30 protein-coding genes are annotated in these 26,894 nt (G+C 72.2%); 13 read left to right on the top strand and 17 right to left on the bottom strand.

Annotated elements, in window-relative coordinates; all coding sequences use genetic code 11:
- Positions 1-15: 15 nt before the first annotated feature.
- On the top strand, positions 16-567 hold the full coding sequence (locus AB0C33_RS41805) for a GNAT family protein (RefSeq protein WP_358298507.1): 552 nt from the start codon (positions 16-18) through the stop codon (positions 565-567).
- On the opposite strand, the gene metE is transcribed toward AB0C33_RS41805, so the two are convergent.
- Positions 558-2,717 carry a 5-methyltetrahydropteroyltriglutamate--homocysteine S-methyltransferase gene (gene metE / locus AB0C33_RS41800; protein ID WP_358298505.1) on the bottom strand — a complete coding sequence of 720 codons (2,160 nt, stop codon included), beginning with the start codon at positions 2,715-2,717 and terminating at the stop codon, positions 558-560. The genes AB0C33_RS41805 and metE overlap by 10 nt on opposite strands.
- An 82-nt stretch (positions 2,718-2,799) precedes the next feature.
- Here metE and AB0C33_RS41795 point away from each other — a divergent pair, with 82 nt between their 5' ends.
- Positions 2,800-3,639 carry a LysR family transcriptional regulator gene (locus AB0C33_RS41795; protein ID WP_358298691.1) on the top strand — a complete coding sequence of 280 codons (840 nt, stop codon included), beginning with the start codon at positions 2,800-2,802 and terminating at the stop codon, positions 3,637-3,639.
- Positions 3,640-3,645: 6 nt separating this feature from the next.
- Here the strand turns inward: AB0C33_RS41795 and AB0C33_RS41790 are convergent, their stop codons facing one another.
- Complete coding sequence (locus AB0C33_RS41790; RefSeq protein WP_358298503.1) at positions 3,646-4,326, bottom strand: DNA alkylation repair protein; 681 nt, start codon at positions 4,324-4,326, stop codon at positions 3,646-3,648.
- Positions 4,323-4,994, bottom strand: coding sequence for a TetR family transcriptional regulator (locus AB0C33_RS41785; protein ID WP_352363105.1), 672 nt, complete (start codon positions 4,992-4,994; stop codon positions 4,323-4,325). Before AB0C33_RS41785 ends, AB0C33_RS41790 begins: the two co-directional genes overlap by 4 nt.
- Before the next feature lie 98 nt (positions 4,995-5,092).
- On the opposite strand from AB0C33_RS41785, the gene AB0C33_RS41780 reads away from it, so the two are divergent.
- The 3 genes from AB0C33_RS41780 (at position 5,093) to AB0C33_RS41770 (ending at position 8,517) form a co-directional block, all read left to right on the top strand.
- Positions 5,093-6,247, top strand: a complete 1,155-nt coding sequence (locus AB0C33_RS41780; RefSeq protein WP_358298501.1) for an acetyl-CoA C-acetyltransferase — start codon at positions 5,093-5,095, stop codon at positions 6,245-6,247.
- Positions 6,248-6,371: 124 nt separating this feature from the next.
- Complete coding sequence (locus AB0C33_RS41775; RefSeq protein WP_358298499.1) at positions 6,372-7,850, top strand: glycoside hydrolase family 3 N-terminal domain-containing protein; 1,479 nt, start codon at positions 6,372-6,374, stop codon at positions 7,848-7,850.
- Positions 7,851-7,854: 4 nt separating this feature from the next.
- Positions 7,855-8,517, top strand: coding sequence for a pentapeptide repeat-containing protein (locus AB0C33_RS41770; protein WP_358298497.1), 663 nt, complete (start codon positions 7,855-7,857; stop codon positions 8,515-8,517).
- 69 nt (positions 8,518-8,586) lie between these two features.
- Here the strand turns inward: AB0C33_RS41770 and AB0C33_RS41765 are convergent, their stop codons facing one another.
- From AB0C33_RS41765 to AB0C33_RS41750, 4 genes are read right to left on the bottom strand one after another with little or no spacing between them, the layout of a single operon-like run.
- Positions 8,587-9,609 carry a nitronate monooxygenase gene (locus tag AB0C33_RS41765; RefSeq protein WP_358298495.1) on the bottom strand — a complete coding sequence of 341 codons (1,023 nt, stop codon included), beginning with the start codon at positions 9,607-9,609 and terminating at the stop codon, positions 8,587-8,589.
- On the bottom strand, positions 9,606-10,340 hold the full coding sequence (locus AB0C33_RS41760) for a CoA-transferase (protein ID WP_358298493.1): 735 nt from the start codon (positions 10,338-10,340) through the stop codon (positions 9,606-9,608). The genes AB0C33_RS41765 and AB0C33_RS41760 overlap by 4 nt, the downstream gene beginning before the upstream one ends.
- Positions 10,327-11,103 (bottom strand): CoA-transferase, encoded by a 777-nt coding sequence (locus tag AB0C33_RS41755; protein ID WP_358298491.1) that lies wholly within the window; start codon positions 11,101-11,103, stop codon positions 10,327-10,329. The genes AB0C33_RS41760 and AB0C33_RS41755 overlap by 14 nt, the downstream gene beginning before the upstream one ends.
- Positions 11,100-11,828 carry an enoyl-CoA hydratase family protein gene (locus AB0C33_RS41750; RefSeq protein WP_358298489.1) on the bottom strand — a complete coding sequence of 243 codons (729 nt, stop codon included), beginning with the start codon at positions 11,826-11,828 and terminating at the stop codon, positions 11,100-11,102. Before AB0C33_RS41750 ends, AB0C33_RS41755 begins: the two co-directional genes overlap by 4 nt.
- Before the next feature lie 46 nt (positions 11,829-11,874).
- On the opposite strand from AB0C33_RS41750, the gene AB0C33_RS41745 reads away from it, so the two are divergent.
- Together AB0C33_RS41745 and AB0C33_RS41740 are read left to right on the top strand one after the other, a co-directional pair.
- Entirely contained in the window at positions 11,875-12,603 is a 729-nt protein-coding gene (locus AB0C33_RS41745; RefSeq protein WP_358298487.1) for an SDR family oxidoreductase, read from the top strand.
- Between the two features lie 9 nt (positions 12,604-12,612).
- A complete protein-coding gene (locus tag AB0C33_RS41740; RefSeq protein ID WP_358298485.1) occupies positions 12,613-13,542 on the top strand; it encodes an SDR family oxidoreductase in 930 nt (309 codons plus the stop codon).
- A 10-nt stretch (positions 13,543-13,552) separates the two neighbouring features.
- On the opposite strand, the gene AB0C33_RS41735 is transcribed toward AB0C33_RS41740, so the two are convergent.
- Genes AB0C33_RS41735 through AB0C33_RS41725 form a run of 3 tightly spaced genes read right to left on the bottom strand, consistent with a single transcriptional unit; the run spans position 13,553 to position 15,807 of the window.
- A complete protein-coding gene (locus AB0C33_RS41735) occupies positions 13,553-14,623 on the bottom strand; it encodes a hypothetical protein (protein ID WP_358298484.1) in 1,071 nt (356 codons plus the stop codon).
- Positions 14,620-15,117 carry a SigE family RNA polymerase sigma factor gene (locus tag AB0C33_RS41730; protein ID WP_358298482.1) on the bottom strand — a complete coding sequence of 166 codons (498 nt, stop codon included), beginning with the start codon at positions 15,115-15,117 and terminating at the stop codon, positions 14,620-14,622. Before AB0C33_RS41730 ends, AB0C33_RS41735 begins: the two co-directional genes overlap by 4 nt.
- 36 nt (positions 15,118-15,153) lie before the next feature.
- Positions 15,154-15,807, bottom strand: a complete 654-nt coding sequence (locus AB0C33_RS41725; protein ID WP_358298480.1) for an NIPSNAP family protein — start codon at positions 15,805-15,807, stop codon at positions 15,154-15,156.
- 215 nt (positions 15,808-16,022) lie between these two features.
- On the opposite strand from AB0C33_RS41725, the gene AB0C33_RS41720 reads away from it, so the two are divergent.
- The 3 genes from AB0C33_RS41720 to AB0C33_RS41710 all read left to right on the top strand — a co-directional run bounded on the left by AB0C33_RS41720 (position 16,023) and on the right by AB0C33_RS41710 (position 17,476).
- On the top strand, positions 16,023-16,280 hold the full coding sequence (locus AB0C33_RS41720) for a hypothetical protein (protein WP_358298478.1): 258 nt from the start codon (positions 16,023-16,025) through the stop codon (positions 16,278-16,280).
- A 32-nt stretch (positions 16,281-16,312) separates the two neighbouring features.
- Positions 16,313-16,570 carry a hypothetical protein gene (locus AB0C33_RS41715; RefSeq protein ID WP_358298476.1) on the top strand — a complete coding sequence of 86 codons (258 nt, stop codon included), beginning with the start codon at positions 16,313-16,315 and terminating at the stop codon, positions 16,568-16,570.
- Positions 16,571-16,660: 90 nt separating this feature from the next.
- On the top strand, positions 16,661-17,476 hold the full coding sequence (locus tag AB0C33_RS41710) for a hypothetical protein (protein WP_358298475.1): 816 nt from the start codon (positions 16,661-16,663) through the stop codon (positions 17,474-17,476).
- On the opposite strand, the gene AB0C33_RS41705 is transcribed toward AB0C33_RS41710, so the two are convergent.
- The 6 genes from AB0C33_RS41705 to AB0C33_RS41680 form a co-directional block, all read right to left on the bottom strand.
- Entirely contained in the window at positions 17,477-18,223 is a 747-nt protein-coding gene (locus tag AB0C33_RS41705) for an SDR family oxidoreductase (protein WP_358298473.1), read from the bottom strand.
- 34 nt (positions 18,224-18,257) lie between these two features.
- Positions 18,258-19,463, bottom strand: coding sequence for a hypothetical protein (locus AB0C33_RS41700; RefSeq protein WP_358298471.1), 1,206 nt, complete (start codon positions 19,461-19,463; stop codon positions 18,258-18,260).
- A gap of 28 nt (positions 19,464-19,491) precedes the next feature.
- Positions 19,492-20,787, bottom strand: a complete 1,296-nt coding sequence (locus AB0C33_RS41695; protein WP_358298469.1) for a DUF2252 domain-containing protein — start codon at positions 20,785-20,787, stop codon at positions 19,492-19,494.
- A 63-nt stretch (positions 20,788-20,850) separates the two neighbouring features.
- Positions 20,851-21,624 (bottom strand): SDR family oxidoreductase, encoded by a 774-nt coding sequence (locus tag AB0C33_RS41690; RefSeq protein WP_352363141.1) that lies wholly within the window; start codon positions 21,622-21,624, stop codon positions 20,851-20,853.
- Positions 21,625-21,635: 11 nt separating this feature from the next.
- Positions 21,636-22,757: an acyl-CoA dehydrogenase family protein gene (locus AB0C33_RS41685; protein ID WP_358298467.1), complete on the bottom strand. Its 1,122-nt coding sequence runs from the start codon at positions 22,755-22,757 to the stop codon at positions 21,636-21,638.
- On the bottom strand, positions 22,744-23,265 hold the full coding sequence (locus tag AB0C33_RS41680) for a flavin reductase family protein (RefSeq protein ID WP_358298689.1): 522 nt from the start codon (positions 23,263-23,265) through the stop codon (positions 22,744-22,746). The genes AB0C33_RS41685 and AB0C33_RS41680 overlap by 14 nt, the downstream gene beginning before the upstream one ends.
- Before the next feature lie 286 nt (positions 23,266-23,551).
- On the opposite strand from AB0C33_RS41680, the gene AB0C33_RS41675 reads away from it, so the two are divergent.
- The gene (locus tag AB0C33_RS41675) at positions 23,552-24,712 is read left to right on the top strand and encodes an acetyl-CoA acetyltransferase (protein ID WP_358298636.1); all 1,161 of its coding nucleotides are present in this window, start codon (positions 23,552-23,554) and stop codon (positions 24,710-24,712) included.
- Positions 24,713-24,715: 3 nt separating this feature from the next.
- Complete coding sequence (locus tag AB0C33_RS41670) at positions 24,716-25,159, top strand: OB-fold domain-containing protein (RefSeq protein WP_358298465.1); 444 nt, start codon at positions 24,716-24,718, stop codon at positions 25,157-25,159.
- 376 nt (positions 25,160-25,535) lie between these two features.
- Here the strand turns inward: AB0C33_RS41670 and AB0C33_RS41665 are convergent, their stop codons facing one another.
- Complete coding sequence (locus tag AB0C33_RS41665) at positions 25,536-25,859, bottom strand: hypothetical protein (protein ID WP_358298463.1); 324 nt, start codon at positions 25,857-25,859, stop codon at positions 25,536-25,538.
- Positions 25,860-26,009: 150 nt separating this feature from the next.
- Between AB0C33_RS41665 and AB0C33_RS41660 the strand changes: the two genes are divergently transcribed.
- On the top strand, positions 26,010-26,750 hold the full coding sequence (locus AB0C33_RS41660; protein ID WP_352363150.1) for a GntR family transcriptional regulator: 741 nt from the start codon (positions 26,010-26,012) through the stop codon (positions 26,748-26,750).
- Positions 26,751-26,894: the final 144 nt, after the last annotated feature.

Raw genomic sequence — 26,894 nt, 5'->3', positions numbered from 1 at the left:
GGTTTGCTCCACATCATGACGTCTGCGTGGGTCGGCGAGCGCGTGCGCCTGAGGGCCATCGAACCGGAGGACTGGGCGGCGCTCTTCGCCTTCGAGGAGGACACCGACGCGGCCAGGAACGGCTGGCGGCTGCCTCCGCCCCGCTCGGCCGCCCAGGCCCAGAAGTGGGCCAGGGAGCTGGCCGAGCAGGAGTCCGACATGGACGAGCTACGCCTGGTGATCGCCGACGCCGGCGACAACCGGCCGGTCGGCATGCTCAACACGCACGAGGTCGAGCGCATGCACGGCACGTTCTGCTACGGCATCTCCATCGGCACGCCCCACCATCGCAAGGGCTACGCCAGCGAGGCGATCGTCCTGCTGCTGCGCTACATGTTCGCCGAGCGCCGCTTCCAGAAGGCCGAGGCGTGGGTCTACAGCTCCAACGAACCGTCGCAGGCCCTGCACCGGCGGCTCGGCTTCGTCGAGGAGGGCCGCCGGCGCAGGAGCCGCTTCGCCGCCGGGCGTTACGACGACGGGATCCTGTTCGGGATGACGGTCGAGGAGTTCACCGAGCGCTACGGCTGAAGCTCGGCCCGCAGCCGCCCGGTGGCCTCGACGACGTGCGCCAGCGAGGCTTCCACCTGCTCGTACGTGCGCGTCTTCAGCCCGCAGTCGGGGTTGACCCAGACCCGCTCGGCCGGCAGCGCCGCCAGCGTCCTGCGCAGCAGGTCCTCGACCTCGTCCGCGCCGGGCACGCGCGGGGAGTGGATGTCGTACACGCCGGGGCCGAGGCCGCGGCCGAACGCGCGCACCGCGCCCAGGATGCGCGCCCCCGAGCGGGCCGACTCGATCGTGGTGACGTCGGCGTCCAGGCCGTCGATGGCGGCCAGGATCTGGTCGGCGTCCGAATAGCACAGGTGGGTGTGGATCTGGGTGCGGTCGGCCGCGCCCGAGGTGGCCCGCCGGTACGCCGCCACCGCCCACTCCAGGTAGTCGGCCTGCGCGGCCCGCCGCAGCGGCAGCAGCTCGCGCAGGGCGGGCTCGTCCACCTGGATGATCGACACCCCGGCCGCCTCCAGGTCGCGCACCTCCTCGCGCACCGCGTCGGCCACCTGGAACACCACGTCCCGCAGCGGCAGGTCGTCGCGGACGAACGACCAGGCCACGATCGTCACCGGCCCGGTGAGCATGCCCTTGACCGGCTTGGCGGTGAGCGACTGCGCGTAGGAGGCCCAGCGCACGGTGATGGGCCCGGGACGGCCGACGTCGCCGTGCAGGATCGGCGGCCGGGTGCAGCGCGACCCGTACGACTGGACCCAGCCGTTCCTGGTGACCGCGAACCCGTCCAGGTGCTCGGCGAAGTACTGCACCATGTCGTTGCGCTCGGGCTCGCCGTGCACGAGCACGTCCAGGCCGAGGCGTTCCTGCACCCTGACGACGCGCTCGATCTCGGCCTCGACGCGCCGCTCGTAGTCCTCCTCCGGCAGCGTCCCGGCCACCACGGCCGCCCGCGCCGCGCGCAGCTCGCCGGTCTGCGGGAACGAGCCGATGGTGGTGATCGGCAGCACGGGCAGGCCCAGGTGGGCGGCCTGGGCGGCGGCCCGCACCGGGTACGGCGCCCGCTCCTGCGGCGCGGCCGGCGCGGTCAGCGGCACCGAGGGCGCGGCCGGGACCGGCCCCCGGAAGTCCGGCCCCTCGGCGACGGTGAGGGCCAGCGCCACCACCTCGGCCACCTTCTGCTCGGCGAACGCCAGCCGTTCCCGCAGCGCCGGATCGAGGTCGGGCTCGGCGTCCACGTCGTAGGGCACGTGCAGCAGCGAGCAGGACGTGCTCACCGTCACCCGGTCCGCGCGCACGCCGCCGAGGGCGGCCAGGGCGCGTTCCGGCGAGGTGCGCCACACGTCGCGGCCCGACACCACGCCCGCGACCACGGTCTTGCCCGGCAGGTCGGGCACGGCGCCGCCGCGCACCAGGTCCACGCCGACCGCCTCGACGGGCGTGCCGGCCAGCACCGGCAGCGCGGGCCCGAGGTCGCCGAAGTAGGAGGCCACGAACAGCCCCGGGCGGACGGCCGCCGACCCCAGCCGGTCGTAGGCGAGCCGCACGGCCGCCAGCTCCTCGGGCGTGCGGTCGCCGACCAGCGCCGGCTCGTCGAGCTGCACCCATTCGACGCCTTCGGCGGCCAGCGCCGCGAGCAGCTCCTCGTAGCAGCCGAGCACGTCCTCCAGCCGCTCGGGCGCCCCGGCCAGCAGCAGGAACGTCACCGGCCCGACCACGACGGGCCGCGTCTCGTAGCCCAGTGCGCGGGCCTCGCGCACCTCGGCGAGCGGCTTGGCGGCGTCCAGCTTGAAGACGGTCTCCGGGCCGATCTCCGGCACGATGTAGTGGTAGTTGGTGTCGAACCACTTCGTCATCCGCAGCGGCGCCAGCCCCTCGGTGCCCCTGGCCATCGCGAAGTAGGGGTCCTCGGCCGCGCGGTAACGCTCGGGCACCGCGCCCAGCAGCACCGCCGTGTCCAGCACGTGGTCGTACAGGGAGAAGGTGTTGGACGGCAGCCCGTCCAGGCCCAGCTCGGCCAGCCGCCGCCAGGTCCGCTCCCTGATCTCCTTGCCCGTCCGCTCCAGCTCCGCGCGGCCGGACCGCCCGTCCCAGTACGACTCCAGGGCCCGCTTCAGCTCCCGTCGCGGCCCGATCCTCGGGTACCCGAGCACCGTGGACGTGGGGAATGGCGACATCTCAGCTCCTCGATCACGTCGGTCAGATGCGGGAATCGTGTCCGGCGGGACCGAGGTGGTGCATCATCGATAAGTGCTGCTTATGCTCAAGGAGATCCACTGCTTCCTCCTGGTCGCCGAGCGGCTCGGCTTCTCGGCCGCCGCCGCCGACCTGGGCATGTCGCAGCCCGCCGTGAGCCAGGCCATCACCCGGCTCGAACGCGCGGCCGGGGTCAGGCTCTTCGAGCGCAACGCCCGCGAGGTGCGGTTGACCGCCGAGGGCAAGGGCCTGCTGCCGTACGCCCGGCAGGTGCTCGAATCGGCCCAGGCGTTCACCGCGGAAGCCGCCAGACTGGCCCGGCCGACGATTCACCTGGCTTATCCACCGCTGGTGGGCACGCTCGCCGCGCGCATCGCCAGACGGCTGGCCGGCCGCGCTCCGGCGATCGGCGTGGAACTCGTCGTGGCCGGACGGGGCGCCGCGGCCCAGGCCCTGGGCGGCGGGGAGGTCTCGGCCGCGATCCTGGCCACGCCGGCGCCCGCGCAGTTCGTCACGGCGGCCCGCTTCCACGTGTCCGTCGACCATCTGGCCGTCCCGCTCGGGCACCGGCTGGCCGGGCACGGCAGGGTCACGCCGGACGACCTGGGCGGCCAGGTGCTGCTGACGCCGGGGAGCCGGCCGTGGGCGGGGCTGCCGGGGCGTGCGCGGATGGTGGCCGACGACGACTTCGCCGCCGCGCTCGACCTGGTGGCCGCCGGGGCGGGGGTGCTGCCGATCCCGCAGCTCCTGGTCAGGTCCGTCAGACGGGACGACGTGCGGTTCGTGCCGCTGGAGGCGGGGGAGCTGCGCATCACCTACGCGCTGGCCTGGGCGCGGGAGCGCGTGACGCCGGAGCTGATGGCGCTGGTGCAGGCGGTGCAGGACGCGCTCTGGACCAGATGAGGACGGCTAACTCACAGGCAGGTTCTTCAGGGCCTCGCGGCGGCTCAGGCCGGAGATGCCCTTGGCGCGGACGTATCGGATGACTTCGTCGGGGTTGGTCTTGGCGTACTCGCGTAAGGACCAGCCGATGGCCTTGCGGGCGAAGAAGTCGGTGTCGGACAGGCTGGGCTCGATGCAGGCGTACAGCAGGGCCGTGTCGGTGCGGGACTTGAAGCGGTTCTGGCACAGGATCGCGGTGCGGCGCTTCCACAGGTCGGCGTCGGCCGCCCACTCCAGCATGAGCGGGCGCATGGTGTCGGGAAAGGCCGCCAGCAGGTCGCCGACGCGATGGGTGGCCAGCTCGTCGACCAGGTCCCACCAGGCGCCGGTGACGATCATCTCCTCGTACATCGGCACGGTGTAGAGGGTCTGGAAGTCGCGGTAGTAGTGGTGGCCGGTCAGCTCGACGGCGGCGTAACGCTCCTCGCGGTACTCGGCCTCCCGCCACAGCGAGAGCACCGCGCGCCGCCACTCGGGCGCGGAGTCGATGCGGTGGCGGGCGAACACCCGCCGCAGCGCCGCACGCCTCGGCGTGGCCTGCACGCCGAGGAAGGGCATCTCCGACTTCATGTACGCGCGCATCGGCTCGGCCTTGTCCGGCTCGGCGGCCTCCTCAAGGGCCAGCCGCACCGCCTTGCCCAGGCTCATCCCTGACGCTGGGTCGTGCGCTCGCCGGTGGCGAGCCCGTCGAACAGCACCGTGATGTAGTGCTCGGCCAGCGCGGTGGTGTTGAGCCTGCCGCCGGGACGGAACCAGCGCACGGCCACCCAGATGGTGTCGCGGATCATCCGGTAGGTCAGCTTGGGATCGACGTCGGCCCTGAACAGCCCGGCCGCCTGACCGGCCTTGATCTGGGTCACCCAGATCTGCTCGACCTCGTCCTCGGCCTTGACCAGGTAGTTGAAGCGCTCGAACTGGCGCAGGTAGTTCCAGTCGTTCTGCATGACGGTGATCGCGGCGCGGTGGGGCTCCAGCGTGCCGAAGCCGATGCGGACCATCTCCGACAGGACCGTGCGGGCGTCGGAGCTGGTGTCGACGGCGGCACGGTAGCGGGCGATGAGGTCGTCGAGGAAGGTGGACAGCACCTCGTCGACGATCGTCTCCTTGGAGTCGAAGTGGTGGTAGAGGCTGCCGGACAGGATGCCCGCCTCGTCGGCGATCTCGCGTACGGTCGTGGCCTGGAAGCCCTTGCGCGCGAAGAGCTCCGCGGCGAGTTTGACGAGGTGGTCGCGCCGCTCTGAGGCCGCCCCAGTGGAGGAGGCGCGCTGACGCTTCGCCGGTGACGTGGTGGTGCCGGAGTTCTTTCGCGTGGTCACGTTTCCCATTATGAGCCCTCAGACAATCGCTTGTTCACACGTCAGCCCCAGCTCGTAGGGCATTATCTTGCTTACCAAGCGCTTGTTAGGATGCGGGGATGAACGAGGCTTACATCGTCGCCGCCGTCCGTACCCCCGTCGGGCGCAGGAACGGCGGGCTGGCCGCGGCCCACCCCGCCGACCTCGGCGCGCACGTGCTCCGCGAGCTGATGGACCGCGCGGACGCCGATCCCGCCGCCGTCGAGGACGTGATCTTCGGCTGCGTGGACACGATCGGGCCGCAGGCCGGGGACGTCGCGCGCACCTGCTGGCTGGCCGCCGGGCTGCCCGAGGAGGTGCCGGGCGTCACCGTCGACCGCCAGTGCGGCTCCTCGCAGCAGGCCCTGCACTTCGCCGCCCAGGCCGTGCTGTCGGGCACCAGCGACCTGGTGGTGGCGGGCGGCGTGCAGAACATGAGCATGATCCCGATCTCCTCGGCCATGCTGGCGGGCCGGCCGCTCGGGCACGAGACCCCGTACGCCGGGTCCAAGGGCTGGTCCGCCCGCTACGGCACGGCGGAGGTCTCCCAGTTCGCCGGGGCCGAGCAGATGGCGGTGGCCTGGGACCTGTCGCGCGAGGACATGGAGCGTTATGCCTACGAGTCCCACCGCCGCGCGCTGCGGGCCGTGGACGAGGGGCGCTTCCGGCGCGAGATCGTCCCCTGCGAGGGCGTCGCCGACGACGAGGCCCCCCGCCGGGACACCACGCCGGAGAAGATGGCCGCGCTCCGGCCGCTGACCGAAGGGGGGCGGCTCACGGCGGCGCTGGCGTCCCAGATCTCCGACGGCGCGGCGGCGCTGCTGGTCGCCTCGCCCCGGGCCGTACGCGACCACGGGCTGACCCCGCGCGCCCGCGTGCACCACCTCTCGGCGCGCGGCGCGGACCCGATCATGATGCTCTCCGCGCCCATCCCCGCCACGGCCCACGCCCTGGGCCGGACCGGCCTGGCCATCGACGACTTCGACGCGATCGAGATCAACGAGGCGTTCGCCTCCGTCGTGCTGGCCTGGATCAAGGAGACCGGCGCCGACCCGGCCCGGGTGAACCCCAACGGCGGCGCCATCGCGCTCGGCCATCCGCTCGGCGCGACCGGCGCGGTCCTGACCGTGAAGCTGCTGCACGAACTCGAACGCACCGGCGGCCGGTACGGCCTGCAGACGATGTGCGAAGGCGGGGGACAGGCGAACGTCACCGTCATCGAACGCCTCGGCTGAAAGGCCGCGCCGCGCAACTGAAGTGAGCATTTGCGGCAATGGTTGAATAAGACACGGAAGGAACCGGGCTGACATCAGAAAATGCCTCTAGCAAATAGGAAACTTTCCTATTAGATTTCGGGTCATGCCCCTCAGCGGTGACCTTCTTCGCCTCGCCGACGCCGTCCTCCTCCCTGGTTTCGCGGGACAGATGCCTCCGGACTGGCTCCGCCGCCGACTCGGCGAGGGACTGGCCGGCGTGGTGCTGTTCTCCCGCAACATCGCCGACCCCGCGCAGGTCGCCCGGCTCACCGCCGCGCTGCGCGCGGAGAACCCCGCGGTGCTCGTCGGCACCGACGAGGAGTCCGGCGAGGTCACCCGGCTGGAGGTGAGCACCGGCAGCAGCCGTCCCGGCGGGTACGCGCTCGGCGTCGTGGACGACGTCGGCCTCACCGAGGCGCTGGCCAGGGACATGGGCGGCGAACTGGCGGCCGCGGGCATCACGATCGACTTCGCCCCGTCCGCCGACGTCAACTCCAACCCCGACAACCCGGTCATCGGCCTGCGCTCCTTCGGGGCCGACCCCGCGCTCGTCGCCCGGCACACCAGGGCGTTCGTCCGCGGCATGCAGTCGGCCGGGGTGGCCGCCTGCGCCAAGCACTTCCCCGGCCACGGGGACACCACCGTCGACTCCCACCACGGCGTGCCCGTGGTGGCCGACGCCGGCATCGAGGAGGCGCTCTTCCCGTTCCGGGAGGCGATCAAGGAGGGGGTCAGGTCGATCATGACCGGCCACCTGCTCGTGCCCTCCTACGACGCCGAACTGCCCGCCACGCTCAGCCCCAAGGTCCTCACGGGCCTGCTGCGCGAGGAGCTGGGCTTCCAGGGAATGATCATCACGGACGGCATAGAGATGGCCGCGGTGTCGGGGGCGTACGGGATCGGGGGCGCCTCCGCCCGCGCCATAGCCGCGGGGGCCGACGCGATCTGCGTGGGCGGCGAGCGGGCCGACGAGGCCACCGCCGTCGAGGTCCGCGACGCCATCGCCGCCGCCGTGACCGAAGGACTGCTGCCCGAGGAGCGACTGGCCGACGCCGCACGCAGGGTCCGCGAGCTGGCCGCCTGGACCACCTCCTCGGGCAGCCCCGTACCGGAGGACGGCTACCTCGGGCTCTCCGCCGCCCGCCGGGCCGTCCGCGTCACCCGCAGGTCCACGGCCCCCGTGCTGCCGCTCACCGGGGCGGCGCACGTGGTCGAGCTGACGCCCGAGATGAACCTGGCCATCGACAAGGGCACCCCGTGGGGCGTCGGCGAGCCGCTCGGACGGCTGCTGCCCGGCACCGCCGTCACCCGGCTGGCGGCCGGGGACACCACCGGGGCCAGGCTGGAGCGGCTGATCGGCGAGGCGGCGCAGCGCCCCCTGGTGATCGTGGTCCGCGACGCCCACCGCTACGCCTGGCAGGGCGAGGCGCTGCGGCACCTGCTCAGCGCCCGGCCGGACGCCGTCGTCGTGGAGATGGGCCTGCCCGCCCGCTCCGACCTCGGCGCCGTGCACATCGCCACGTACGGGTCGGCGCGGGTCTGCGGCCAGGCGGCGGCGGAGGTGCTCACCGGTACGCTGTGACACCGTGATCCTCGACGGCGAAGACCTCTCCCACAGCCGCCCCGCCCTCCACGACGGGCCGCACGTCTTCCGCGGCTGCGACCTGACCGAGGCCGACCTGTCCGGAGCCGCACTCGCCGGCTCCCGCTTCGAGTCCTGCGTGCTCGACGGCGCCGACCTGCGCAAGGCCGACCTCGACGGCGCGGTCTTCGCGGGCGGCGGCGGCATGCGCCCGAGGTTCAACGACGCCGACCTGATCGACGCCACGTTCACCGACGTCGACCTGTCCTCGGCCCAGTTCGGCGGCGCCCTGCTCACCGACGCCTCCTTCCAGGGCTGCCGCATGATCGGCGCCGCGCTCACGGCCTCGCGCGGCACCGGCTTCAAGGTCGCGCGGTGCAACCTGACGCTGGCCAACCTCGGCGGCTGCTCGCTGCGCGGCGAGTTCATCGAGGGCGTGCGCTTCGACGACGCCGACCTGTCGGGCTGCGACTTCACCGAGGCCACCTTCAGCGACTGCCGGCTCATCGGCACGCGGCTGCTCAACACCACGTTCGCCAAGGCCGACCTGCGCGGCGCCGACCTCGGGCAGCCCGACGACGCCAAGCTGCGCGCCTTCGCCGGCGCGATCATCAACCAGACCCAGGCCAACGCCATCCTGCTGGTCCGCGGCATCACCGTCCTGTGAGCCAGGCTCCGCGTGGGGTCAGGCTCCGCGTGGGGTCAGGCTCCGCGTGGGGTCAGGCTCCGCGTGGGGTCAGGCCAGGCGTTTGCGCGCCTCCTCGGCCTCGGCCATCACCCGGCCGATCAGCTCGGCGCACGACGGCAGGTCCTCGATCACGCCCACCACCTGCCCCGATGCCATCACCCCGAGGTCGGCCCGGCCGTCCACCATCGCCGCGCGCAGCAGCACCGGCGTGTTGGCCGCCTGGAGCACCTGCGCCCAGGTCAGCTCCCGGCCGCGGCGCATCCGGCGTCCCTCGCGGACCAGCGCGCCCCACGACAGGCCGGACAGCCGCCGGAACCGGGCGCCGTTCAGCACCGCGCGCAGCAGCCGCGACCGTTCCAGCGAGGCCACGAACGGGGTGCTGAGCACGCGGTGCGGCACGCCGTCCACCCTGGTCGTCACGACGGTCTCGCGGGCGGCCAGGTAGACGTCCTTGACCGCGCCGGGCACCGGGGACTCGCGGGTCAGCAGGAACCGGGTGCCCATGGCGATCCCGCACGCGCCGTAGGCCAGCGCGGCGACCAGGCCCCGGCCGTCGAAGAAGCCGCCCGCCGCGATCACCGGGATGTCCACCGCGTCCACGACCTGTGGCAGCAGCAGCGTGGTGGCCAGCGGGCCGGTGTGCCCGCCGCCCTCGCCGCCCTGCACGATCACCGCGTCCACACCCCACGCGGCCACCTTCTCGGCGTGCCGGCGCGCTCCCACCGACGGGATGGTGACGACCCCCGCGTCCTTGAGCCGGGCGATCAGCTCGCGCCGGGGCGCCTGGGCGAACGACGCCACCCGCACGCCCTCCCTGATCATCACCGCCACCCGCTCGGCCGCGTCGTCGGCGTCGGAGCGGATGTTCACCCCGAAGGGGGCGTCGGTCCGCTCCTTGACCCGCCTGACCGCCGCCGTCATCTCGGGCACCGACATGGTGGCGGCGCCGATCACGCCCAGCCCGCCCGCCGCCGAGACGGCCGCGGCCAGCCGGGCGCCCGCGACGTACCCCATGCCGGTCTGGACGACGGGATGGCGGCAGCCGGTGAGCTCGGTCAGCGCCGTCCTCACCGGGCCACCTCGCGGTCGCGCGCCCGGCCGGGATCCAGCCGGTCCAGGACGGCCAGCTCGACCGCGTCCGGCTCCCGCGTCGTGGGCACCTCCGGCGGGACGACCAGGTCGAAGCCGGTGGCGGCCAGCACGTCGGCCACGCTCACCCCCGGATGCGTGGACACCAGGCGCATCGAGCCGTCGGGCGTGCCGAAGTCGAGCACCGCCAGGTCCGTCACCACCCGCCGCAGCTCGTACGCCCCCCGGTCGGTGCCCAGCCCGCTCACCATGTCCACCTCGGGCACGAACACCCGCCGCGAGTGCCGCGGGATCCAGTAGCTCGTCGGGTCGCACCGCGTGTTCCCCGGCGCCCCGCGCACCCCGAGGAGCTGCGCCTTGGGACGGGCCCAGTCGCCGATGCAGGAGATGTTGCTGTTCCCGTGCCGGTCGATCTGGCTCGCGCCGAGCATCACGTGCCGGCGGCCGTTCAGCACCAGCCACAGGTGCTCCCGGAACGGCAGCCACCCCTCCACCACCCCGGGCGCCACCCCCAGCGCGGGCACGTCGCCGGTGAGCAGGCAGACGCCGTCGGAGGTGAGCAGATCGGGCTCGAACGTCAGCCGGGCCAGCCGCGCGGCCAGCACCGTGATCGCCCCGCCGATCCCGGCCGCCAGGATCTCCCCGTCGCCCCTGAACGCCTCCGCGCAGGCCAGCACACACACGTCAGCCCTGCTCGTCTCACTTCCACTCATCGACGCCGCCCTCCGCGTACCGCCGCTGCCGCTCCTCGTCGCGCCCGTAGTCCGGCTCGCAGGAGGTGAACCCGGCCCCGCCGGGCGCCTCGACCACGCCGGTCACCATCGACCGGCTGATCAGCAACGACTGCACCGGCCCCTCCTTCAGCAGGTCGGCGGTGTCCACCAGCCGCTCGCAGGACACGTAGCAGCGCCCGGCCGCCTTGGCGTACAGGTCGTCGAAGTACGGGTCGGGGCCCAGGTACTGCGCGTTCCCGCGGGCGTCGGCCCGGTTCAGGTGCACCAGCGCCACGTCCATGGTCAGGGCGGGCACCGCGACCAGCTCCTCCCCGTCCCCGTACGGCGAGCGCACGGTCCGCAGCTCCGGGTTGACCCGCAGCACGCCGGACCCCAGCCCCGCCCGCGTCGGCAGGAACGGCAGCCGGTGCGCCGCCGCCAGCAGCCCGAACATGAACATGCCCTCGTCGTACTCGGTGAACTCGACCGTGCCGGCCTGCCTGGCCGCCCGGAAGTGCGGTTCGAGGGGGATGGAGTCGAGCGTGACGAACGGCGCCACGACCCGGCGCACCTTGCCCGCCGCGCACAACATGCCGACGTCCGGGCCGCCGTAGGAGACGACCGTCAGATCCCGGACGGACGTCCGCAGCAGGCCGCCCACCAGGGCCATGGGCTTGCGCCGCGAGCCCCAGCCGCCGATCCCGACCGTCATCCCGCTCTCCACCGAGGCCGCGACCTCCTCGACGGACATCACCTTGCTCATCGGAACCGCTCCCTGTGCTCGTCGCCCATGCCCATGAGGTTCAGCTCGAAGGTGAAGCCCTGCTCGAAGCGGTAGCTGCGCCGCACGTCCACCGGGTCGATGCCGTTCAGCGACTCCTTGGCGCGGCGGATGACGTACGGGTCCTTGGCCGCGATCCGCCCGGCCACCTCCATCGCCGCCGCGCGCAGCTTGTCGCGCGGCACCACCTCCAGCACCGACCCGAACGCGTGCAGCTCGGCCGCCGTGACGTTCCGGCACGTGTAGACCATGGCCCGCATGAGGTGCTGGGGCACCAGCCGGGCCAGGTGCGTGGCCGCCCCGAGCGCGCCGCGGTCCACCTCGGGCAGCCCGAAGTAGGCGTCCTCGCTGGCCACCACCACGTCCGCGTTGCCGGCCAGGCCGACGCCGCCGCCCAGGCAGTGTCCGTGCACGGCGGCGAGCACCGGCACCTCGCACTCGTAGACGGCCGCGAACGCCTCGAAACACTGCCGGTTCGCGCCGACGAGCGCCGTGTGCCCGGGATCGGCCTGCATCTCCTTGATGTCCACGCCGGCGTTGAACCCGCGGCCCTCGGCCCACAGCACCACCACCCTGGTCGCCGGGTCGCGCCCGGCCGCGCGCACCGCCGCCGCCAGGTCGGCCCAGCCCTGGACGGTCAACGCGTTCACCGGCGGCACGTCCACCACGACCTCGGCGATCGGCCCGTCCCGCAGTGTGATCCCCATCGCGCTCCCTGGTCGCACCTAACGCTTGCTTGGTACGGTAGCATCCGTGACGGTCACTTACGACTACACGGGCAGGTCCGTGCTGGTGACGGGCGGCACCCAGGGCATCGGCGCGGGCATCGCCAGGGCCTTCCGCGCGGCCGGCGCCGACGTGACGGTCTGCGCCAGGAAGGACCCCGGCCCCCTGGACGGCCTGCGCTTCGTCCAGGCCGACGTGCGCGTCCCGGCGGACGTCGAACGGCTGGTCGCCGGGTTCGACCGGCTGGACGTGCTGGTCAACAACGCCGGCGGCTCGCCGCCCGCCCCCGTGTCGGGCACCTCGCCGCGCCTGCACGCCCGCGTCATCGAGCTCAACCTGACCGCCCCCCTGCTGGTCTCCCAGCGGGCCCACCCGCTGCTGGCCGCCGCCCGCGGGGCGATCGTGATGATCGGCAGCGTCAGCGGCGCCCGTCCCTCGCCCGGCACCGCCGCGTACGGCGCCGCCAAGGCGGGCCTGCACCACCTGGCCCGCTGCCTGGCCGCCGAATGGGCCCCCGAGGTCAGGGTCAACTCGGTCGTGGTCGGCCTGGCCGACACCACGGCGGCCGAGCGGTACACCGGCCAGGGGCGGGCGGACGCCGCCATCCCCGCGGGCCGCCCCGCCACGCCCGCCGACGTGGCCGCGGCCTGCCTGTGGCTGGCCGCCCCCGGCTACGTGACCGGCGCCGAGGTACGGGTGGACGGCGGCGGCGAGATCCCCGCCTGGCAACACCTGGCTTCTGACGATATTTCTTGATATCTGTGCATGATCCCCTTGGGAGGTCTTGTGGGCATTTGCGCTGGCCGCGTGGTGATCGTGACAGGCGCCGGACGCGGCATCGGCAGGCAGCACGCCCTGGAGTTCGCCCGGCAGGGCGCCCGCGTCGTGGTGAACGACCTCGGCACCGCCCGCGACGGCGGCGGCGCGTCCGCCGGCCCGGCCCACGAGGTCGTCGCCGAGATCGAGGCCCTCGGCGGCAGGGCGGTGGCCAACTGCGACGACGTGTCCGACTGGGCCGGCGCCGCCCGGCTGGTGAAGACCGCCGTCAGCGCGTACGGCCGGCTGGACGTCCTGGTCAACAACGCCGGCTTCCTGCGCGACCGCATGCTGGTCTCGATGACCGAGCAGGACTGGGACGACGTCGTCCGCGTGCACCTCAAAGGCCACTTCCTGCCGCTGCGGCACGCGGCCGCGTACTGGCGGGAGCGGTCGAAGGCGGGCGAGGAGGTGTCCGGCAGGGTGGTCAACACCTCCTCGGGCGCGGGCCTGCTGGGCAGCGTCGGCCAGGCCGGCTATTCGGCGGCCAAGGCCGGGATCGCCGCGCTCACCCAGGTCGCCGCCGCCGAGCTGGCCCGCTACGGCGTCACCGTCAACGCCATCGCGCCGGCCGCCCGCACCCGGATGACCGAGGAGGTGTTCGCGGCGACCATGGCCAGGCCGCAGGCCGGGTTCGACCCCATGGACCCGGCGAACGTCGCCCCGCTCGTGGTCTGGCTCGGCTCGGCGGCCTCCGCGCACGTGACGGGCCGGGTCTTCGAGGTCGAGGGCGGCACGATCGCGCTGGCCACCGGCTGGCGCCACGGCCCCGCCGCGGACCGGGGCGCCCGCTGGTCGCCGGAGGAGGTGGGCGAGGCCGTCGCCACGCTCCTGGAGGCCGCGCCCGCCCCCGAGCCCGTCTACGGCGCGGCCCCCTGATCCCCGCCGGCTAGCGGACCAGCCCGGGCACGGACGTCTGGCCGTCCCCCCGCAGCGCGAACAGCTCGGTGGCGCGCCCCGAGGTCACGTCCACCGCATACACCACGGCGACGGCGCGGGGGTCGTCGTCCGGATAGGCCAGCAACGTCACCTCGCGGGGGGACGTCCAGCCGCCCAGCTTGGCCGGCCGCAGCCCCTCGGCGAGCCCGGACGGCCTGACCCGGCGCTCCGCGCCTCCCTTGACGTCGAAGACGACGATCGTGCCGTCGCGCTGCACCATGGGCTCGCGGCTCCGGTCGAGGGTCGTGCCGACGCGGGCGATCGTGCGCCCGTCCGGGGCCAGGGCGCTGAAGTCGTAGGTGTGCTCCGGGACCGTCACCGGGTCGCGGCCGAGCACCCACAGCGCCGTGGTGTCCCCCTTGGCCCTGGCCAGCACGACCGGGCCCGTCCCGTCGGCCACGCTCACCGGCCACGAGCCCTTCGGCAGGGAGATCGACATGCCGCCCGCCACGTCCACGAGCCGGGGCGCGCCCGTCGCCGCCACCACGAACCGCAGGCCGCCGGGGGAGAGCCGCAGCGCGTACTCGGCGGCGAAGTCCTGGTCGTCCTGCGGCAGCGGTGACGTCCACATCTGGCCGCCGGCCAGGTCCCGGACGACGATCGCGCGCCTGCCGGGGCTGTAGTAGGCGATCCGGCGCCCGTCGGCCGTCGCCTCGACCGGCCCGTTCTGCGGCCCGTCGGTCAGCTCGTACGTGGCGCCGTCCCGGGTCACCAGCCGCCACGGGCACGCCGGGCCGCCGGTGCGGCAGATCGGCCGGTAGAACTGCTCGACCGGCGCGACCCCCTTGGCGGGCAGCGGAAGGGCGGTGGCCGCCGGCGGGGTGAGCACGATCGGCGGCGCCGGACGCGCCTGCTGCAGGAGCACGGCACCGCCGCCCCCGATCACGCAGACCGCCGCCGCGACGCTCACGGCCAGGCGGGTCGCGCGCCTGCGCCGGGCGCGCAGGACGGCCCGCGCCCCCAGGTCGACGACCGGCGCCTGCTCGGCCAGCGCGTGCAGGTCCTCGCGCAGCGTCTTCATCGGTACACCTCCGCGGGGGTGAGGGCGCGCAGCTTGGACAGCGCGTAGTGCGTCTGGCTCTTGACCGTGCCGAGCGAGACGCCCATGAGCCGGGCGGTCTCGTGCTCGGTGCGGTCCTCGTAGAAGCGCAGCACGATCACCGCGCGCTGTTTCGGGGTGAGCCGGGCCAGCGCCTTGAGCAGGGTCAGGCGGCGCACGGTCGCCTCGTCGTGCGCGTGCCCGCCGGTCTCCGGCAACTCGGCGGCGGGCACCTCGGGCCGCCTGCGCCGGCGCCAGGAGATGGTCTGGTTCACCAGGGCCCGGCGCGCGTACGCCTCGGGGTTGCCGTCCTCGGCGAGCTTGCCCCAATGCGAGGCGACACGGGTGAGGACCGTCTGCAACAGGTCCTCGGCGAGATGGGGGTCTCCGGTGAGCAGGTACGCGGTCCGCATCAGCGACTGCTGACGGGCGCGTACGAACTCGTGGAACCCCTCGTAGCGGTCCATGTAGGACATCAACTCCGCCGAGGGCGCGAAAGTTGGAAGAAGTCGTCAGCGCATCGACGACCGGGCGGTGGGACGCAGGCGCAGCCGCACCGGCGGCGCGGTCAGGCGGGGGTCCAGCATGGAGAGGTCCGCCGGGCGCTCGTCCTCGGGCCGGGCGAACTGGGTGAACCACACGAACACGTTCTCCCCGGCCCGGACCGGCAGGCGGGGGAAGGTGTTCTCGGCGTGCTCGCTCTCCAGGCAGCCGACCGGCGGCGTCCCGGCCTCGGCCAGCGCGGGCGCGACCTGACCTGCGAAGAACTCGGCGAAGCCCTCTTCGACGTGGCAGATCGTCGCGACGTACAGGGCGGCGGGCGGCTCGGCGGCGCCCGCGGGCGGCCGTTCCCAGGAGGGCAGCTCCGGACCGGACGGGCGGAGCAGCAGCACGTCGTCGGAGTCGATCATCGTGGCGTTGGCGGCGTCGCGGTGCGCCCGCCAGACGGGGCCGTCGTAGAAGCCCTCCAGCGCCGCCCGGCGCGCCCGCATGTCGGGGAAGGCGCGCAGCCAGGTGAAGGTGTCGGGCGCGTCGGGATCGCGGAAGGTGCCCAGAACGCGCATGCCGACCGCCTCCTGCGGCTCGACGAACTCGCGCTCGAACAGCGTGATCAGGGTGTCGCGCCGTCCGGGGTGAAGGGTGTACCGCCGTAGTTCGTAGATCATGGCCGGACGCTAGGGCCGGATCACTGCCACCTCATGTCAGCGTCGGCGGCGAACAATGTTCTGATAACTCTGTGCTACCGAACGGCAACGCAGAGTTATATAGTCGCATTGACCTTGATCCCAATGGGTCACAGAAGGTCAAAAAGGGGGCGGCGGCTGCCCAGGGCCCTGGCGCCCGCCGCCTCGCAGGGGTCCACACCGGTGAAGGAGCAGAAGTGATCAAAAGGCTGTGCGCCGCAGGTGCCGTGCTGGCCGCGGCCGCCGGCGTCGCCATATCGGCCGTTCCCGCCCACGCTGACACCTGGTCCGACAACTGGAGCAGCAACAGCGACTCGTCGCAGTCGGGCAACAACTTCGGCGACGTCTCCGCGGCCAACCGCGGTGGCTGGGACTCGACCAACGTCAACAACATCAACGGCGTCGCGACCACCGCCACCGACGGCGGCATCGCGGTGACCTACATCTTCTACTGACCTCCGTACAACTCCGAGGAAGGGACATCGACATGATGAAGAAGCTCTGCGTGACCACCGGCGCCGTCGCCGCGGCCGCCGCCCTGACGCTCCTGTCCGCCCCGGCCCACGCCGACGTCACCGCGGGCAACTCCAGCTCCAATCACGACACCTCCCAGTCGGGCAACAACTTCGGCAACGTCGTGAACGTCAACGTGAGCGGCACCGACGCCACCAGCGTCAACAACGTCAACGGCAACGCCACGACCGCCGACGACGCCGGCCACGCCGGCACCAGCGTCGACTCCTAGCCAGGCCCGGGGGCGCCCTCCGGCGCGGAGAGGGCGTCCCCGTGCGGGCCGGGTCGAGGCGGCCCGGCCCGCCCCCACTACCATCCCTGGATGACGAACTGTGCATATGTCACCTTTGATGACCCAACCGGCCAGGACGACGAGCGTGACCTCGCGCTCTCCCACTGGCACGCCAACGGCATCGAGGGCCGCGCCGAACGCTGGGACGACCCCGCGGCCGACTGGAGCGCCTACGACGCCGTCGTGGTGCGATCGGCCTGGGACTACATCGACCGGCGCGCGGAGTTCCTGGCCTGGGCCCGCCGCGTCGAGTCCGTCACCAAGCTGCTCAACCCGGCCGTCGTCCTGGAGGGCAACACCGACAAGACGTACCTGAGAGACCTGGGCGTGCCGACCGTGCCGACCCATTGGTCCGCCCACGACCTGCCCGACTGGCCCGAGTACGTCGTCAAGCCCGCGATCTCCGCCGGAGCCCGCGACACGACCAGGACCACCGACCGTGACAAGGCGGCGGAGCTGGCCGCCGCGCTCCAGGCCGCGGGGCGGCAGCCGATGGTCCAGCCCTACCTCGACATGGTGGAGTCGGAGGGCGAGACCTCCCTGCTGTACTTCAACGGCCGCCTCAGCCACGCCGTCCGCCGCCATCCGATGCTGGCGGCGGGGACCACCCTCGACTACAACGCGCGGGCCGAGCTCCGCACCCCGGCCCCGGACCAGGTCGACCTGGCCGAGAAGGTGCTAGCAGCCATTCCCCACGCCCTTCTCTACGCCAGGATCGACCTGGTCCGGCTGTCCGACGGCACGCCGGTGGTCATCGAGCTGGAGCTGACCGAGCCGTACCTGTTCCTGCGGTACGCGCCGGACGCCCCGGCGAACTTCGCCAGGGCTCTGGGAGAGCTGGTCTGATCAGCAGGAGATCCCGCCGTCCACCGGGATGACCGTGCCCGTCAGGTACGACCCCGCCCGCGAGGACAGGAAGACGGCCGCGCCCGCCATGTCGTCGGGCCGGCCGATCCGTCCCAGGGGCACGGTCGAGGCGATGGCGGCGCGGGTGGAGGGGTCGTCCAGGGCGAAGGCCATCATCTTGGAGTCGAACGGGCCGGGGGCGATGGCGTTGACCGTGATGTGCTCCTTGGCCAGCTGCCTGGCCAGGTGGCGGGTCAGCATGTGCACGGCCGCCTTGGTGGAGGAGTAGGCGTAGCTCTCCAGGGCGGGCACCCGGATGCCGTCGATCGAGCCCACGTTGATCACCCGGGCCGGGTCGTCCGGGCCGGCCGCCTGGCGCAGGTTCGGCAGGAACTTCTGGGTCAGGTAGAAGACGCCCTTGACGTTGATGTCCCAGAGCTTGTCGAAGGCGTGCTCCGGATACTCCTCCAGAGGCGCGCCCCAGGTGGCGCCGGCGTTGTTGACCAGCACGTGCAGCGGGCCGCCCACCGCCGTGACCAGCGTGTCCACCCCCTCGGGCGTGGACAGGTCGGCCTGGACGGCCGTGCAGCCCAGCTCGGCGGCGGTCTTGTCGACCTCCGCCGCCTTGCGTGCCGATATGACGACGGTCGCGCCGGCCGCCACGAACCCGGCGGCGATCATGCGGCCGATGCCGCGCGAACCGCCGGTGACGACGACCGTCTTGCCTTCCACCGAGAACAGACTCATGTTCCGGAAGCATGCCATACCGACTGGTCGGTTACTAGCTGCCCTCGTCCTTCACCCAGAGTCGCAGCAGCCCGCGGAAGTGCTCGGTGAACCGCTCGCGCTCGGCCGCCGGGTACGTGGCCGCCACCGTGTCGACCAGTAACCGGTCGAACTCCGGCCCGGCCACCCAATCCAGCACGATCTCGTCGATGTGTCCCAGATGCGTACGGCAGAACTCCTCGTACCGGTCCACCTCGAAATACCGGTCGGCCAGCTTCCGGTACTGGTCCAGCCGTTCCCCGTAGTCGCCGGTGACCTCGAAGTAGTCGTGCGTCTCCAGGTCGATGCGCGGCCGGCGGCGGGTGGCCACGCAGAACACGCTCCACTTCACCAGCGCCTTGATCGCCCAGGGGAAGTAGTAGTGCAGGCTGGTCAGGGCCACGTCGGGGCAGGCGTTGGCGTAGTCGATCGGGTGCACGTCGGCGCCCTTGACCAGCGTCTCGCAGGAGTTGAACTCCCAGCGGAAGAACGCGTTCACCAGCCGCCCGACGGTGACGACCTCCTCGCCCACGGACGGCGAGAGGAACTCGTGGTCCACGGCGTACCGGGCGTGCATCGGCTCGTCGGGGCGGAAGCGCATGACCATGGTCTCCGCGCCGATCGACAACGACCTGGCGAAGGCGTCGTACCCCTCGACGGACTGCTGGAGGTGCATGAGCATCTCGCCGCTCTGGTCGTAGGCGCGGTGCAGCTCGTCGCGGTCGCGGACGCGGGAGACGCCCCGCCAGGCGCCGCCGTCGTACGGCTTCATGAACAGCGGATAGCCGATGCGCTCGGCGACCGCGTCGAGGTCGAAGGCCCGGTTGTAGCGCTCGGCGGTGTAGGCGTAGCGGGAGTTGTCCAGCGGGTTCTTGTACGGCACCAGCACCGTCTCCGGCACCTTGAGCCCGAGCCGCATCATCGCGCAGTAGGCCGCGTGCTTCTCCATCGACTGGAACGTGAACGGGCTGTTCAGCAGATAGACGTCGTCCATCATGGCGATCTTCTTCAGCCACTCGCGGGGGTGGTAGTACCAGTACGCCAGCCGGTCGATCACCAGCTCGTGACGTGGCTTGGCACGCAGGTCGAACGGCTCGATCGTGATGCGCTCGACGTCGAACTCGCCCACCCCCTTGATCGGCCCCAACCGGCGTAACACGGTCTCGAACGCCGCCGGCCAGTCCTCCTCGGTCCCCAGCAGCAGCCCCATGAGATGACGCACGATGCTCCTCCGCGGCCGCCGCGAGGGCTCACAGGCCGGGCAGGCGACCGTTCCTGAACAGGTCGACGAACCGTTGATGGTCTTCACGAGCCTGTGCCCCATATCGGTGGGCGAAATCCACCAACATGCCGATGAATCCGGATTGATCGCCATTGATGACCGCGACGATCGCCTCCTCCGTCGAGAAGTCCACCAGGTCGTGGCTGGACTCGTCGTCGGCCACCGAGTGCATGCGCGCCACCGCCCGTCCCAGGTCGCGCATGATGGAACGCAGCTCGTCGGGCTCGTTGACGTCGTCCCAGTCGAGGTCGGCCGAGTACGGCGACACCTCGGCCACGAGCTGGCCCACCCCGTCGAGCGAGGCGTACCCGAGCCAGGGGTCGGCGTAGGCCTGCAGCGCCCGCTGCGACTCGGCCGTGCGGTGGCCCTGGTGCAGGAAGTAGGAGGCCGCCTTCTCGTTGTCGACGTACCGGGCCACGGCCGGCGCCTGGGCCTGCTTCATGTAGAGGATGACGTCGTTCTCCAGCGCCTGCGAACGCCCCTCCAGCAGCAGGTTGTACGACGGCAGCCCCGCCGACCCGATGCCCACGCCCTTGCGCAGCGCCACGTCCTTGACGACGTGCTCGACCGGGCTGGACGGCGTGGGCAGCGTCCCCAGGTAGCCCTCGAACGCCGCCAGCACCCGCTCCCGGGTGGCGGCGTCGACCTCCTCCCGGCCGTCCATGAGGGCGAAGCGCCGGTCGTAGTCCTCGATCACGGTCTCCACGTCGAGCATCGCCACCCGCGTGCTGAGCCGCGCCGTCTGCAGCACCCGGTGCAGCACGCCGCCGGTGGTCTCCAGGGTGAGCGAGCCGATGGCGTCGTCGCCGCCGGTGGCGATGCCGTGCAGCTCGGCCAGGTACGCCCGCGCGAACTCGGTCACCAGCGCGCTGATCGTCTCGTCCGACAGCGCCTTGGCGTAGCCGATCAGCGCCACGCTGGCGGCGAAGCGCTTGAGGTCCCAGACGTAGGGGCCGACGTAGGCCTCGTCGAAGTCGTTGACGTTGAAGACCAGCACCCCGGAGGCGTTCATGTACGTGCCGAAGTTCTCGGCGTGCAGGTCGCCGTGGATCCACACCCGGCCCGTGGGCTCGTCGAGGTAGGAGCCGTCGGCGAAGTCGCCGGTCAGGTCGGCGTAGAACAGGCCGGCGCTGCCCCGGTAGAAGGCGAAGGGGGAGGCCGCCATCTTGCGGAACTTGCGCCGGAAGGCGGCCGGGTCCCGTTTGATCGACTCGCCGAACTCGCTGATCAGGACGTCGAGCAGGAAGGAGGAGCGTGTGCCCATGCAACGGACGGTAGCCCGCCCGATGCCCGCCGCCTACCCCGAATTCTCCCTGACAGGGCCAGGTCAGGGATGTTGCGAGGACACCGAGACGGTCTCGCCCGTCATGTACGAGGAGTAGTCGCTGGCCAGGAAGACGATCACGTTGGCCACCTCCCACGGCTCGGCCGACCGCCCGAACGCCTCCTTGGCGGCCAGCTCCGCCAGCAGCTCCTCGCTCGTCACCTTCGCCAGGAAGGGGTGCACGGCCAGTGACGGCGCCACCGCGTTCACCCGGACGCCGTGCTCGGCGACCTCCAGCGCGACGCACCTCGTCAGCGCCATCACCCCGGCCTTGGCCGCCGCGTAGTGCGCCTGCCCGCGCTGCGCCCGCCAGCCGGCCACCGAGGCGTTGTTCACGATCACGCCGGAGCCCTGGCCGATCATGTGCCGGACCGCCGCCCTGGTGCAGCGCATGGTGCCGTTGAGGGTGACGTCGAGCACCGCGTGCCACTGCTCGTCGGTCATCTCGGCCAGCGGGGCCGTACCGCCGAGGCCGGCGTTGTTGATCACCACGTCGAGCCGGCCGTGCGCCTCCACCACCGCGTCGAACAGCGCCAGCACCTGCGGCTCCGACGTCACGTCGCACGGGACCGCCAGCGGCTTGACGCCGGTCAGCTCGGTCAGCGCCTCTGCGGCGGCGGCCAGGCGGCGCTCGTGCCGGTCGGACAGGACGATCGTCGCCCCCTCCTCCGCGCAGCGCCTGGCGGTGGCGTAGCCGATGCCCGCGCCCGCGGCGGCGGTCACCAGCGTGACCTTGCCGTCGAGCAGACCGTGCGACTTCGGATAGGGCGGTGCCATCCGTGCTCCAATCAGCGGGGGAGTCCAAGAGTGCGCTCGGCGATGATGTTCCGCTGGATCTCACTCGACCCGGCATAGATCGTGTCCGCCCGGCTGAACAAATACAAGCGCTGCAGGTCGTTCAGGCCGTCCGCCGCCACGAGCCCGGCCTTGCCCTGCACCTCCTGCGCCAGCTCGCCCAGCCGGCGATGCCACTCCGACCAGTAGAGCTTGGCGATCGACGCCTCCGGGCCCGGGTCCGGGCCCAGCATCCGCAGGGCGTTCAGCCGCATGATCTCCAGCTCCAGCCACGACCGGACGAGCCGGTCGCGCAGCACCGGGTCCTTCGCCGCCCCGGTCCGCCGGGCGGTCGCGATCACCTCGGCCAGCTCCCGCCGGAACCCGATCTGCTGCCCCAGCGTGGACGCGCCGCGCTCGTGGCCCAGCGTGGCCATGGCCACCCGCCAGCCCTCGCCCGGCGCCCCGAGCAGGTTCCCCGCCGCCGTGCGCGCGCCGTCGAAGAACACCTCGTTGAACTCGGAGGTGCCGGTGAGCTGCCTGATCGGGCGTACGGTGACGCCCGGCCCGCCCATCGGCACCAGCAGGTACGACAGCCCGCGATGCCGCTGCGAGCCCTCCTCGGTACGGCACAGGACGAAGCACCAGTCGGCGACGTGGGCCAGCGACGTCCACACCTTCTGCCCGGTGATCACCCACTCGTCGCCTTCGAGCCGCGCCCTGGTCCGGACGTTCGCCAGGTCGGACCCGGCCTCGGGCTCGGAGTAGCCCTGGCACCACAGCTCCTCGCCGCGCTGGATCGGCGGGAGGAACCGGTCCTTCTGCTCGTCGGTGCCGAACTCCAGGATGGTCGGGCCGATCAGCCCCTCGCCGATCAGGCCGACCCGGGCGGGGGCGTCGGCCCTGGCGTACTCCTCGTAGAAGGCGACCTGGTCGTCGAGGGAGGCGGCCCGGCCGCCGTACCGCTCGGGCCAGCTCAGGCAGGTCCAGCCCGCCTGGCCGAGCCGGCGTTCCCAGGCCAGGCGCAGGTCGTGCCCCTCGTGCTCCCTGCCGGGGCCGCCGAGACCGCGGACGTGCGCGAACTCGCCGGACAGGCTCTCCTCCAGCCAGGCGCGGGCCTGCTCACGAAGGCTCAACAAATCCCCCGTAGCCGCCCTGGAAGAAGACCAGGGGGCCGCCGTCGGCGTGCGTGTCGAGCTGCAGCACCCGGGCCACCACGATCATGTGGTCGCCGGCCGGGTGCTCGGCCTCGATCACGCAGTCGAGCCAGGCCAGCGCGCCTTCGAGCACCGGGTTGCCGCCGGGGGAGCCGGTCCAGGCCAGGCCGGCGAACTTGTCGCCGCCCTTGGCCGCCATCTGCGCGCAGACCGGCTGCTGATGCTCGGCCAGCACGTTCACGGTGACGACCTTCGCGCCGCGCACCCGGGGCCAGCTCGTGCTGGTGTGGGCCACGCAGAAGGCCACCAGCGGCGGGTCGAGCGAGACGGAGGTGAAGGAGTTGGCCGCCAGGCCGCACGGCTGGTCGTTCGCCGGGTCGAGGGCGGTGATCGCCACCACGCCGGTCGCGAACCTGCCGAGGACCTGACGGAACCGGCGGCCGTCGATGCGGCCGTTCCCGTTGTGCTGTGTAGGGCCGGGCGGCATGGCGGCTCCGTTACGAGTCCTGCTGCGCTGGTAGGGCGTCGGAAGGCCGCGACAGCCGTCCGGCGCGATGAGCCGGGCAGCGTGTGTGCTCATGGGGTCCGCCTCCTCGTCACCGACTGCGCCCATCATACATACCAAGCGCTTGCTTGGACACTAGGCGCGTTCCGGAGGCCCTGTCAACCCGCCCGGACCCCGTCCCGGCTGCCGCCCGCCGTCCGGTGGCCGGGTCGCCCGCGGTTGACATGGGAAAAAAGGTGGGTCTAGCGTGCTCTGTGTGCCCAAGCGCTTGCTTGATTTCCGGGATGTGACCGCCATAGCGGGGATCGGCTACACCCCCTTCACCAAGAACTCGGGCGTCAGCACCCTCACCCTGGCCTGCCGTGCCGTCCTGGCTGCCCTCGACGACGCCGGCCTGCCCCCGGACGCCGTGGACGGCCTGGCCACCCACCGCGTCGGCGACTCGGCCGCGCCCTCCCTGGTGGCCCCCGCCCTCGGCCTGCCCGACCTCGCCTGGCACCTCGACCAGTTCGGCGGCGGCAGCGTCTCGCACGCCGTCGTCGGCCAGGCCGCCCTGGCCGTGGCGACGGGGATGGCCGAGACCGTCGTCTGCTACCGCGCGATCAACGCCCGTTCCGAGTTCCGCATGGGCGGCACCGGGCGCGGCGTGCCGGTCAGCCCCGAGGTCCAGTACCAGGCCCCGTACGGCTACTTCGCCCCGCCGCAGCAGTACGCCATGTACGCCCGCGCCCACATGCTCCGGTACGGCACCAGGCCCGAGCACTTCGGCCGCGTCGCCGTCACCCAGCGCGCCAACGCGGTCAAGAACCCGCGGGCCCTCATGCGCACCCCGATCACGCTGGAGGACTACCTGGCCGGCAGGTGGATCGCCGAGCCGTTCCGCCTGCTGGACTGCTGCCTGGAGACCGACGGCGCCTGCGCCCTCGTCGTCACCACCGCCGAACGCGCCCGCGACCTGCGCCGCCACCCCGTCCTGATCTCGGCGGCGGCCTGGGGCGGCGGCACGTCCCACCTGTCGGGCACGGGCCCGGCCGATCCCACGGTGACCGCGGCCGCCGCCCTGGCCCCGCGCCTGTACGCGCAGGCCGGCCTCGGCCCCGGCGACGTGGACGTGGCCGAGATCTACGACTGCTTCACGTACTCGGTGATCGTGCAGCTGGAGGACTACGGCTTCTGCGCCAAGGGCGAGGGCGGCCCGTACGTGGAGTCGGGCGCCACGGCGCCGGACGGCGAGCTGCCCGTGAACACCCACGGCGGTTTCCTGTCGGAGGGGTACGTGCACGGCCTCAACCACGTCGCCGAGGCGGTCGCCCAGCTCCGGGGCGAGGCCGGCGACCGCCAGGTGCCCGGCGCCGAGGTGGCGCTCTCGACGGCCCAGCCCGGCTACATCCTGCCCGCCACCTCCGCGCTGATCCTCAGGAGGTCGTGACCCATGACCCACGGTCCCCGTCCCGAGCCCGACCGCGACTCCGCCGAATGGTGGGAGCGCCTGGCGCGGGAGGGGTTCGCGGTGCAGCGCTGCGACGGCTGCGGCACCGCGCGCTTCCCGGCGCGGGCCTTCTGCCCGTCCTGCCGGGGCGAGGCGTGGCGGTGGCTCCCGGTGCCGGCCGAGGGCGTGGTCGAGAGCTGGATCGTCAACCGCCGGGCCTTCCTGCCGGGTTCGGAGGAGCCGTACGTCGTGGTGATGGTCCGGCTGGACGCCGTCCCCGGCTGCCTGGTGCACGGGAACTGGCGCAGCGCCGCTCCCGAGCCGCTGCCCGGCCAGCGCGTACGAGGGGTGCGCACGCGCATCGACGACCGGCTGACCCTGCTCGACTGGGAGCCCCTGGACGGGGACGCGGATGCCCATTCGCCCGAGCGCACATCCTCCCGCTGATCGGTCCAGAACCGGACATTCGATTCGTACCGGAAATTCCCACCAGTCCCACCATTGCGAAGGTGCCTACAGGTTGGCCCGTGAGGGTTGATGATGAAGCTGAGGCGTCAACCATGGAGGCGACCCGGACGTGGCGGCGTACGTGTGCGGTAGCGACTCGGCGACAGACGTGACACCGAGGTCACGACCGCTGACTCCTGCCGCCGGCCCGGGCCTGGCTCGGATGGCGCGCAGCCCTCCGGGCACGGGGGCGGTACGGCGGCGCAAGAGGGTCCCTCTCGGAGGAAGGCGCGTCCTGGCGGGCGTGGGGGACCCGCCAGGACGCGCTTCCTGCCCCGTGCGCGGCGACGCCAGGACTCCGGCGAGGGATGGAGTCCTAGGCCGCGAGTTCGCGCACGGAGTCGGTGGGGGTGTGCGAAGGCACGTGCCGCCGGTGACGAACGGTGCTGCGTCGAGCCGCACCGACAGGGTCATCGATGGGGTGCGTGACGGGGGCGCCACCCTCCTCGTTCCAGACAAAGGATCCGTCTATGCACCACACGGTCAGTTCGGTCGACACCGAGAGCACGGACATCGCCTTTTCCTTGCTCTGGTGCTTGTGGGAGAACCCGTCGCGCCGCAACGCGTAACGCAGTAAACGAGTTGCTTCGCGGGGGTCCTGCCAGGGCAGGAACGGCGTGTCCGAGTGAACCGGCAACACTTGGCCTCCACCCCCTCACCGGCCTTTAGATGGATTTGTACCAACGAATGGATGATGGGCCGGTCGAGGGGCTTCGGTCAAGGGGTTGTGGCCTGCTAGAACCAGATCGTCTAAATTGTTGGAACAAAAGGGGTGAAAGTGGCAAGGTCGGTGCTGTATCAGCAGGTGGCGGCGGAATTGCGTCGAGCCATCTACTCGGGTGTCCTCGGCCCCGGGGCGCAGCTGCCGACCGAGGCACAGCTCATGGAAGACCACGGGGTGAGCAGGAACACCGTCAGGCTGGCTCTCGGGGAGCTCGTCAACGAGGGGCTGGTCACGCGCACGCCGAGGCGCGGCACGGTGGTCCGCGACCGCAGGCCGCTGCTCATCTACCCGCAGCGCGAGCTGGAGCCGCAGCCCACCGGAGAACTGAAGGAGGCCTTCGCCTACGCCGTTGCGCAGGAAGGCCGGGCCCCGAGCCAGTACATTGAAGTGCTGACGGTTTCTCCCGTCGAGGAGATCGCCAGCAGGCTGGAACTGGCCGACGGAGAGCTGGCGGTCGTGCGTCGCCGCCTGCGGTTCGTCGACGGCCAGCCGTACAACACCAACGACTCCTACTTCCCCCGTGATCTGGTCGCCGACTCCGAGATCGCCAGGCCCGGAGACATCGCGCGCGGGGCGAACAGGGTTCTGGAAGAACTCGGGCACGCGCAGATACGCGTCGTCGACGACATCTGGGCCCGTATGCCCAACCAGGAGGAGGCCGAGCGCCTCCAACTCGAACTCGGCACGCCAGTCATGGTCTACGTCCGAGTCGGATACGACGGGGCCGACATGCCAGTGCGTGTCGCTGTGTCGGTGCTGCCCGCCGACAAACATCTGATCAGATACGAGCTCGATCGTCGCCGCTGACGGGCTCGGTTGAAGGGGTGATCCCGCCGGCCGGGCGCAGCGAGAAAGCCGCCTCGCTGGCCTAGGGGAGTCGTGCATACTCCCCTAAATCGCCATTTATCCATATATATCGGGTTGAGGACCCATATCGCCCCTGCGCGACAT

This window comes from Nonomuraea sp. NPDC048881 (assembly GCF_040649795.1).
Classification (GTDB): domain Bacteria; phylum Actinomycetota; class Actinomycetes; order Streptosporangiales; family Streptosporangiaceae; genus Nonomuraea.
The sequence above is the reverse complement of the archived record's forward strand: the minus strand, read 5'-3'. Positions and strand labels throughout refer to the sequence as shown.

Coding starts and splice junctions, on each gene's coding strand:
- AB0C33_RS41805 (WP_358298507.1), top strand. CDS start 16: ATGACGTCTGCGTGGGTCGGCGAGCGCGTGCGCCTGAGGGCCATCGAA.
- metE (WP_358298505.1), bottom strand. CDS start 2,717: ATGTCGCCATTCCCCACGTCCACGGTGCTCGGGTACCCGAGGATCGGG.
- AB0C33_RS41795 (WP_358298691.1), top strand. CDS start 2,800: ATGCTCAAGGAGATCCACTGCTTCCTCCTGGTCGCCGAGCGGCTCGGC.
- AB0C33_RS41790 (WP_358298503.1), bottom strand. CDS start 4,326: ATGAGCCTGGGCAAGGCGGTGCGGCTGGCCCTTGAGGAGGCCGCCGAG.
- AB0C33_RS41780 (WP_358298501.1), top strand. CDS start 5,093: ATGAACGAGGCTTACATCGTCGCCGCCGTCCGTACCCCCGTCGGGCGC.
- AB0C33_RS41775 (WP_358298499.1), top strand. CDS start 6,372: ATGCCCCTCAGCGGTGACCTTCTTCGCCTCGCCGACGCCGTCCTCCTC.
- AB0C33_RS41760 (WP_358298493.1), bottom strand. CDS start 10,340: ATGAGTGGAAGTGAGACGAGCAGGGCTGACGTGTGTGTGCTGGCCTGC.
- AB0C33_RS41755 (WP_358298491.1), bottom strand. CDS start 11,103: ATGAGCAAGGTGATGTCCGTCGAGGAGGTCGCGGCCTCGGTGGAGAGC.
- AB0C33_RS41750 (WP_358298489.1), bottom strand. CDS start 11,828: ATGGGGATCACACTGCGGGACGGGCCGATCGCCGAGGTCGTGGTGGAC.
- AB0C33_RS41740 (WP_358298485.1), top strand. CDS start 12,613: ATGATCCCCTTGGGAGGTCTTGTGGGCATTTGCGCTGGCCGCGTGGTG.
- AB0C33_RS41735 (WP_358298484.1), bottom strand. CDS start 14,623: ATGAAGACGCTGCGCGAGGACCTGCACGCGCTGGCCGAGCAGGCGCCG.
- AB0C33_RS41730 (WP_358298482.1), bottom strand. CDS start 15,117: ATGTCCTACATGGACCGCTACGAGGGGTTCCACGAGTTCGTACGCGCC.
- AB0C33_RS41725 (WP_358298480.1), bottom strand. CDS start 15,807: ATGATCTACGAACTACGGCGGTACACCCTTCACCCCGGACGGCGCGAC.
- AB0C33_RS41715 (WP_358298476.1), top strand. CDS start 16,313: ATGATGAAGAAGCTCTGCGTGACCACCGGCGCCGTCGCCGCGGCCGCC.
- AB0C33_RS41710 (WP_358298475.1), top strand. CDS start 16,661: ATGACGAACTGTGCATATGTCACCTTTGATGACCCAACCGGCCAGGAC.
- AB0C33_RS41705 (WP_358298473.1), bottom strand. CDS start 18,223: ATGAGTCTGTTCTCGGTGGAAGGCAAGACGGTCGTCGTCACCGGCGGT.
- AB0C33_RS41695 (WP_358298469.1), bottom strand. CDS start 20,787: ATGGGCACACGCTCCTCCTTCCTGCTCGACGTCCTGATCAGCGAGTTC.
- AB0C33_RS41690 (WP_352363141.1), bottom strand. CDS start 21,624: ATGGCACCGCCCTATCCGAAGTCGCACGGTCTGCTCGACGGCAAGGTC.
- AB0C33_RS41680 (WP_358298689.1), bottom strand. CDS start 23,265: ATGCCGCCCGGCCCTACACAGCACAACGGGAACGGCCGCATCGACGGC.
- AB0C33_RS41670 (WP_358298465.1), top strand. CDS start 24,716: ATGACCCACGGTCCCCGTCCCGAGCCCGACCGCGACTCCGCCGAATGG.